This window comes from Vreelandella boliviensis LC1 (assembly GCF_000236035.1).
Taxonomy (GTDB): Bacteria; Pseudomonadota; Gammaproteobacteria; order Pseudomonadales; family Halomonadaceae; genus Vreelandella; species Vreelandella boliviensis.
Genome location: NZ_JH393258.1, coordinates 1,162,558 through 1,169,568, shown reverse-complemented (window position 1 = coordinate 1,169,568; position 7,011 = coordinate 1,162,558). Strand labels below are relative to the sequence as shown.

Below are 7,011 nucleotides of genomic sequence, written 5' to 3'. Positions count from 1 at the left end.
ATTGTCTCGTTTTTAGAAGGCGACCCCGACCAGCCGCTAGTCACCGGCCGCACCTATCACGCTGTGAATACCGCGCCGTACCCACTGCCGGAACACAAAACCCGCACGGTATTGCGCACCCAAAGCCACAAGGCTGACGGCTTTAACGAACTGCGCTTTGAAGACGAAGCGGGCGAAGAGCAAATCTGGCTCCACGCCCAGAAAGACCTCGAACTGCTCACCCTTAACGACCGCACCGAAGAGATCCGCCACGACAGCCACCTCAAGGTGCACAACGATCGCATCAGCGAGATCGACAACGACGATCACCACACGGTGCATAACAACCGCCACACGAAGGTAGACGGCGACGACCACCTGATGATCGACGGCACCCGCCATGAAAAGGTCGGCCAAGCGCAGTTAATGGAAGCAGGGCAAGAGATTCACCACAAAGCGGGCATGAAAGTAGTCATCGAAGCCGGTGCGGAAATTACCCTTCAAGCAGGCGGCAGCTTCCTGAAAATCGACCCCAGCGGCGTCACCATTGTTGGCCCGCAGGTCAAGATCAACTCCGGGGGGAGCCCAGGTTCGGGGAGTGGGCAGGCAGCCCAGCCACCGCAGTTGCCTGTGGAGGTCGAGGCGCCGCCCGTATTTACGCCGGTAAAAGCGCCTCAACAAGCGGCACTCTTGCAGCAACAGGCCTTGTGCCCCGTCTGTGAGGCGGCAAGTGAATGAGTAGCTGGCCTCTAAGCGCTGGTTTACAGGGCGGTGCATGGCACTGGCCTTTAGACCGGCGGGTGTATCTGCTCCTGGACGGCGTACGCGTCGAGCAACTGGCGAAGCGGCTTTATGAGTGGTCGGCAGAGTATCGACTCGATGCAGATTTGCTTTATGCAGGCACTCCGTTGGCAGAAGTCAGTGACGTATCCCCGTGGCTGATCGCGTTGCCGGATAAGCACCATCCCATCTTGCAGGCTTTTTTAGCGCAAGGCGTGGATGAAGAGTGGGGCTATATCATTGAAAGTCAGGCATCGCTTGAAGATGTTGGCAATCACCTGCGCCACATGTTGCAAGTGCGCCATCCTTCAGGGGTAGCCATGTGGCTGCGTTTAGCCGACCCCGCCGTGATCGCAGCGCTTTTGCCCGACCAAAGCACTCCGGCCATGGTGCCGTGGGGGCCTATTGAAGGCCTGGTGTACCCAGATGCGGTAGCCAGCGAATGGGTTAAAAGCACTCCCAAAAGTGTCGCCGAGCTCCCCGTTGCGATTTCCTCGAATGGCTATCTACTCAATGAAACGCAGGTAAGCCGCTTACAAGCATGCGATAAACGTCGCGACTTGCGTACGCTGCTGCATTTTGTTGAGAAGTACTGCCCAGACTGGCGGCTACCGGTGGAACAACGGGAACGATACGACCTGCTGGCAGCACTGACGCAATCTGCACGTGGATATGGCTTTACCAATCCGCGCCAGTGGGGGCTGCTGTGCACGCTCTTTTCGCGCGAGCGTTGCACTAGCTGGTCAGCATTAAGCGAGCAGGCGCCTGAGCTGCACGCTTGCTTAACGAAGAGAGCAGAAGCGTCACCCTCTGAAAGGCTCAAAAGAGCGTTTGCTATTACTTCTACTTACCCTGAGACGACATAGGGAGTTTGTCATATGTCTGCGTTTGAGCGCCCCACTGATGATCGAGACGACGGTGCACTTGCCGCCCACGAACTCCCCTGCCGGGATAGCGAAGATGGCGCCACCTGCCCACTGCTTCAAGGCAAGGTTCAACTGCTGCCACTACGCTATGGCCTGGTTGAGGAACTCGAACCGGGATGTCCCACGCCCTACGCCCTGAGCGCCCGGCCGCTGGGCATTCGTCTGCTGCGCAATGGCTATCTCTACATACTCGACGGAGAAACGAATGAACTCGCCGAGTACGAGTTTCGTGACCAGGGGAACACGATCAATGGCGGCAAGCTCGACTACGAGACTGACCGCACGCTCTACGTCTGCTTTTCGGAGGTCCAGTGGACGGACGCCAAACGCGCCCAAGTGCAGGAAAGCGAAGAAGATCGCGATGCTTTTATGCAGGCGGTCAATCTTGAAGGTGCCAACCCCATCTCCGGTGGTGGCGAGCACCTGATCACGACAGCCCAGGCAAAAGAGTGGGTAGCCGAGTTTGCGGAAGATGCTGCGCTAGAGGTGCCAGAAGAAGGCTATGAACAAGAAAGTGAAGCCTATCACTGGGAAAATGACCACTATTATCACAAAACCCGCTTGGGAAAACTGCTCGCTCAACATGATGTTGAAGATCGCGACGAATGCCTCTGCCTGATCGTACGCGATGATCTTGGCGTGATGCGTGATTTGGCCATGTTCCAGGATAACGTGGTGGGTTGGCTGGACGAATGGGCAGAAGAGGATGATGGCCGCACAGAGCGCAACTATGTGTTGGGCTGCTATATCGAGTCGATTACTCAGCTAACCGCTGAAAACATGCAGCAGTTAGCCCAAGGTGAGGAAGGCTCTCCTCAACAGGCACTTTGGCAAGATTTGGAAGCACTGGATGAAGAAAACAGAGAGGCCACACGACAAGCGATACTCGACTATTTAAATGAAGAACAATCGTTGCCAGCTTCTCATAGTCCGGAGTTACCGGTAGATCTGCGCGAGTCCATTACTGAAATAGGTAAGGGGGCAAACCGCACCAACGCCTACGCGATTTTACAGCAGCAACAAGAAGCTATCCGCCGCTATTATGCCAAACAAAGCATGAGTAATGGTGACTCTAGCTACATTGAAAAGCATGTAGATACGATAACCGACATGAAGCGTACCAATAATCGACGTGTACGCGATATGTTAGAAGGTGCATCGTTTGGTCAGCGAGGCATCGATGACTTGATCAGTCGTCAGCAGATGGAAGCTTTTTTAGCTAGACAGCGCCCAAAACTAACGCGCTGGAACGAACTCCTCGACAAGATCAGTCAGGATCGAAGTCAAATGCTGTGCTCGAACTACTTCCATCTTGGCGCATGGTACTTCGACGCCGACGATGAAGCGCAAGTCGAGCAGGCGCTCGGCGCTGAATTTGCCTGCACGCGAGATATTTGTCGAGATGATGACGTCATCGAACAGATCCATCAGTGGTTAACCGAAAACCCCCACTATGACCGGCCGCTGCTCCATACCCGTAGTCTGCAGGAGCAGGCAGCGCTGGTAAAAGACTACACCACCCTTTTTGCTGCTGGTTATGGCGTTATTTCCAATATTCAAAGCTGGATAGAAACGCTAACACAAGCTGAGCGTGGCAAGTTGCCTGATGTGGCCAAGCTGCCTGATTCGGTGCAGGCGCTTGCCAGTGGTGTTCAATCTAACCTCTCGCCAGCGATGGGCATAGGTTTTGCCAAGATTATGGAGCAGATACAGCAGGTAATCGGGCAAGGCAGTACCACTATGCCCGAGCTTGACGATCTATTTCGCCAGCTCAACCCACCGGCTACCTGGGCGCGCATTGTGGATGCTGCCAGGTTCAACCAGGCAAGGTTTGTCGTCTCGACCACCAGCCTGGATGAGCTGATGAGGCTTATAAAAGACACCCTTCGTATGCGCCAGCAACTGACCAGCCTAAATAATAGGCGTCAACAGGCATCAGGCAGTGAGCGCAGCGGGCTAAATGCTCAACGCCGAGAACTGCAAAACCGCCTTGCGGTGAATGAGCAGAACTTGGCAGCCGCCCTTAGTCCGGTTGGCGACGCGAGTGCCAATGATCTGGTGCTGTCGCAAGGTGGAGCGGGTAGCGCAGGCTTGGTATTGGAATTTGAAGATGCAGCAAACGCCGTTGCGGTGGGCCGAGTCACCAGTAACCTCAGGCAGGGGATTTACCGAGCCCCACCAGCAGCGTTGCTTGGAGATGGGGTTGGGCTATTGGTCTTCGTTGGGCAGACGGTCAATTTATGGGCTGCAACCAAAACGATGAATGAAGCGCGGATGGATGGTGACGATAAAGAAATACGCAAAGCGCAATATGATTTTGCTGGGGCAATATTCGCCACAGCAGCTGCTGGCTTTATGGCAGCACAAAGTATCGGAAATACCGCGCTTGAGACTCAAGCTCGGGCCTTAGCCACTGTACTTAATGTCAGTCAATCAAACGGGGTATATGCTCAGCTAGGCCGTATGCACGTTGGCTTGGGTGGTTTTGGGTATGTGTTTGGAGTGTTGGCTTCTGGGGTTAGCCTGCATAACAATCATAATAACTGGCAGAGTGCGGTACGAAGTGGTAATGGAAATGCCCAAGTGGCGGCAGCGATAGCTATGGCAGGCGATGCAGGGTTAATGGGCAACTATCTATACGGACTAAGAGCCACGTTATTAACCCGTGCGAATATCGCACGCGGTGCGGCTACATGGGCGAGGGCAGGTTCCTATCTTGCCTCGGTTTTCTGGCGCGTTAATGTCGTTGGGCTGGCGTTTTCAGTTTTGCAGCTTGGTGCTACCTGGTTATATAACCGCCACAATATTTCCCAGCATGATCAGTGGCTACTGAGTTCACCGTGGGGGCTAGAGGGCGGTAATGAGCGTTTAGATCACTATTTACAAGAACTGCAGCGAATTACCCAGGCAGCACATACCACCTTGGAAGAAGTCTATTCGGATAGCTGGGTACCCGATTTCGTGCGTAACCCTGATCACTATGTTCTTGCGCTGCATTTGCCAGGGATAACACCCGAATCGCTGCAGCCTCCACTGGTAGGCAAAGCACCCGTGCGCTTATCCCTTAAAGCATGGCAAGTGCAGCCGGTTAAGATAAGGCCGCGGGATGGCACAATAAAAGCCGCCGAGCGCTGGTTAGATGCTTCAGCCGAGTTGACGCAGGCGCTGGTAGTAAACGCGGATGAGGAAGATGGTCATGCCATCCTTTCAGGCAGCACGCCCGCGCATCGCCCTACTGAACGAAGCTATACCACCGAGCATTGGGTTATCGGTATTCAACTTGAACAATTAGATGGGGAAGGCAACTACCGGGCAAGCGAAGCATACATCTATATCGACCCAAGGGGTGGGGTAGGTAGTGGCAAGCGCTACACACCTTCTACTTTCTCAAGGCGGGGCGACCCAGGTCGTTGGCAGCGGATTGAGGCCTAAATCTTACATGTCAAAGCAAACAGGATGTCAGTTATGAGTCAGCAGGCACCGGGCTTGCCTCAGCCCGACACAGCCCAGCCCCATCAAGCCGGGGAAACCCAATCCATACCCGGTGGCCGCATTACTTACTTGGCCCCCGAACCCTTGCCTACTGGGCACCAGGCGCTGGATTTAAACGGTACGATAAGCACTTTCAACGAGACATGGCTGGACGTTGGTGGGGGGTATTCCGCAGCTTTTGGCTGGCAACTGATGATAGGTGTGATATATGGGGCCTTTTTATTATGTGCCGTAGTGTTTCCAAGCATTGCTTGGTTAACGATGCTGGATGCGTCCTTTAATTTCATGTGGGATACCTACATGTTTTTTTTCTGGATAGGCTTAGCCGGGGGGGGGGCTTGCTTTTTAGCGATGTACTCTGGGCACTGGACTAGTCTTCGGCGTTTGCGGGATACCCCCCCAGTGCGCTTTCACCGCCAGCGCCGCGAGGTGTGTTTTGTCCTAGAGGGCACCAAGGATACGGTGATCGTTCCTTGGGAATCGCTGATGGCCTGGGTGGTAGAAGCCCGTGGCGTGACTCAATACGGCGTTCAGCAGCAGTTCGGTATGGGATTTGGCTATGCACATCCAGAAACCGGGCAGTGGCTAAAGCTGGAATTTATGACCATGGCAAAACCCTTGGCCATCAGCCACTGGGAAGCGGTGCGTGCCTATATGGAGTACGAGGTCAATTCTCTTGCCGAGGTGCAAGATCCAAACGTCGTCAGGGGTAAAGATGACCCACCCTGGGAAGGGGTGCATACCCTGCGCAATGCCCGTCGCCACATGAATCAGCGCCGAGCTGACGGCGAGATAGGCTGGTTATATTGGAGCTTTTGGTACCTCATCGACATCGTTCAGCTCTGGAACCTGCCAGGCTATTTAACGGAGTGGGACAACAAACGCCTAATGAAAGCGCGCCCTAATTTATTGCCTTCAGAAATGGTGGAATGGTCGAAACCGCTGCCAGAAGAACAGTGGGCCAGGCCCAGTGAGGAACTGACCAGACTCTCTGAAGCAGTGCGCACTATTCGCGAACAGGACCCTGCTTTGCCTATTGAAATGGTGTTCACCGAAGCCTACAAGCGACAGGGGCTGAAAGCCTGATTATACAAGGCCGTCAGTTATGAGTCAGCAGGCACCGGCTTTGCCTCACCCGGATACTACCTAGCCCCACCGGGCTGGAGATGTCGAGCCCTTTCCAGGTGGCAAAGTTATCTATCTTTCACCTGCTCCCTTGCCCACGGAAGCGGAGCCTTTGGATTTCAACCAAGAGATTGGGGAGGTAAACGATGCCTACTTGGATTTCGGCGGTAGCCTTCCCACGCCATTTACTTGGCAGTTTACGTTAGTTATAAGCTCACTTTGGGTTGTTGTGCTTACTCCTTTGGTACTCGGTTGGCTGACTTCTAATGAAGATATCTCTTTTGCCAGTGAGTTTATGGCCTTCTTCGACATTACTCTTGGAATGGGGCTATGGGTGGGGGCGATAATCCTTGCATGAGCTTTGGTAATCAAAGCCCACTACCACTTTAGGTTCCGTGAGGCTGTCCCCACCCGTTTTCATCGCCAGCGCCGTGAGGTGGCTTTTGCGCCGGGCGACGGCAAGCCTCCCATCATCGTGCCCTGGGAAAGCGTGGCGGCCTGGGTGACCCAGGCGCAGGGGGTAACACAATACGGTGTGCAGCGCCAGTATGGCTTGGGGATAGGCTTTGTCGAGCCTGAAACAGGGCAGCAGCACTTTATTGAATTATCACAGCCCGGCATGCCATTGGCGTTGGGGCTTTGGGAAGCGGTGCGGGCTTATATGGAGTACGAGGTCAACACCCGCGAGGAGCTCCAAGACCCGCACGGG

The 7,011-nt window shown here is 54.5% G+C and carries 5 protein-coding genes and 1 pseudogene; all 6 read left to right on the top strand.

What is annotated here, in order from left to right; all coding sequences use genetic code 11:
• Window positions 1–717: bacteriophage T4 gp5 trimerization domain-containing protein (locus KUC_RS19715; RefSeq protein WP_040480956.1), on the top strand; the 717-nt coding region annotated here is incomplete at its 5' end.
• Complete coding sequence (locus KUC_RS19135; RefSeq protein ID WP_050804862.1) at window positions 714–1,625, top strand: DUF4123 domain-containing protein; 912 nt, start codon at window positions 714–716, stop codon at window positions 1,623–1,625. The genes KUC_RS19715 and KUC_RS19135, both read left to right, overlap by 4 nt.
• Window positions 1,626–1,637: 12 nt before the next feature.
• A complete protein-coding gene (locus tag KUC_RS14455; protein ID WP_007113960.1) occupies window positions 1,638–5,117 on the top strand; it encodes a toxin VasX in 3,480 nt (1,159 codons plus the stop codon).
• A 33-nt stretch (window positions 5,118–5,150) separates the two neighbouring features.
• Entirely contained in the window at window positions 5,151–6,263 is a 1,113-nt protein-coding gene (locus KUC_RS20095; protein WP_007113959.1) for a hypothetical protein, read from the top strand.
• A 151-nt stretch (window positions 6,264–6,414) separates the two neighbouring features.
• Window positions 6,415–6,660: a hypothetical protein gene (locus tag KUC_RS19125; protein WP_007113958.1), complete on the top strand. Its 246-nt coding sequence runs from the start codon at window positions 6,415–6,417 to the stop codon at window positions 6,658–6,660.
• Window positions 6,661–6,663: 3 nt separating this feature from the next.
• Window positions 6,664–7,011: pseudogene (locus tag KUC_RS19710) on the top strand (hypothetical protein); the annotation flags it as partial.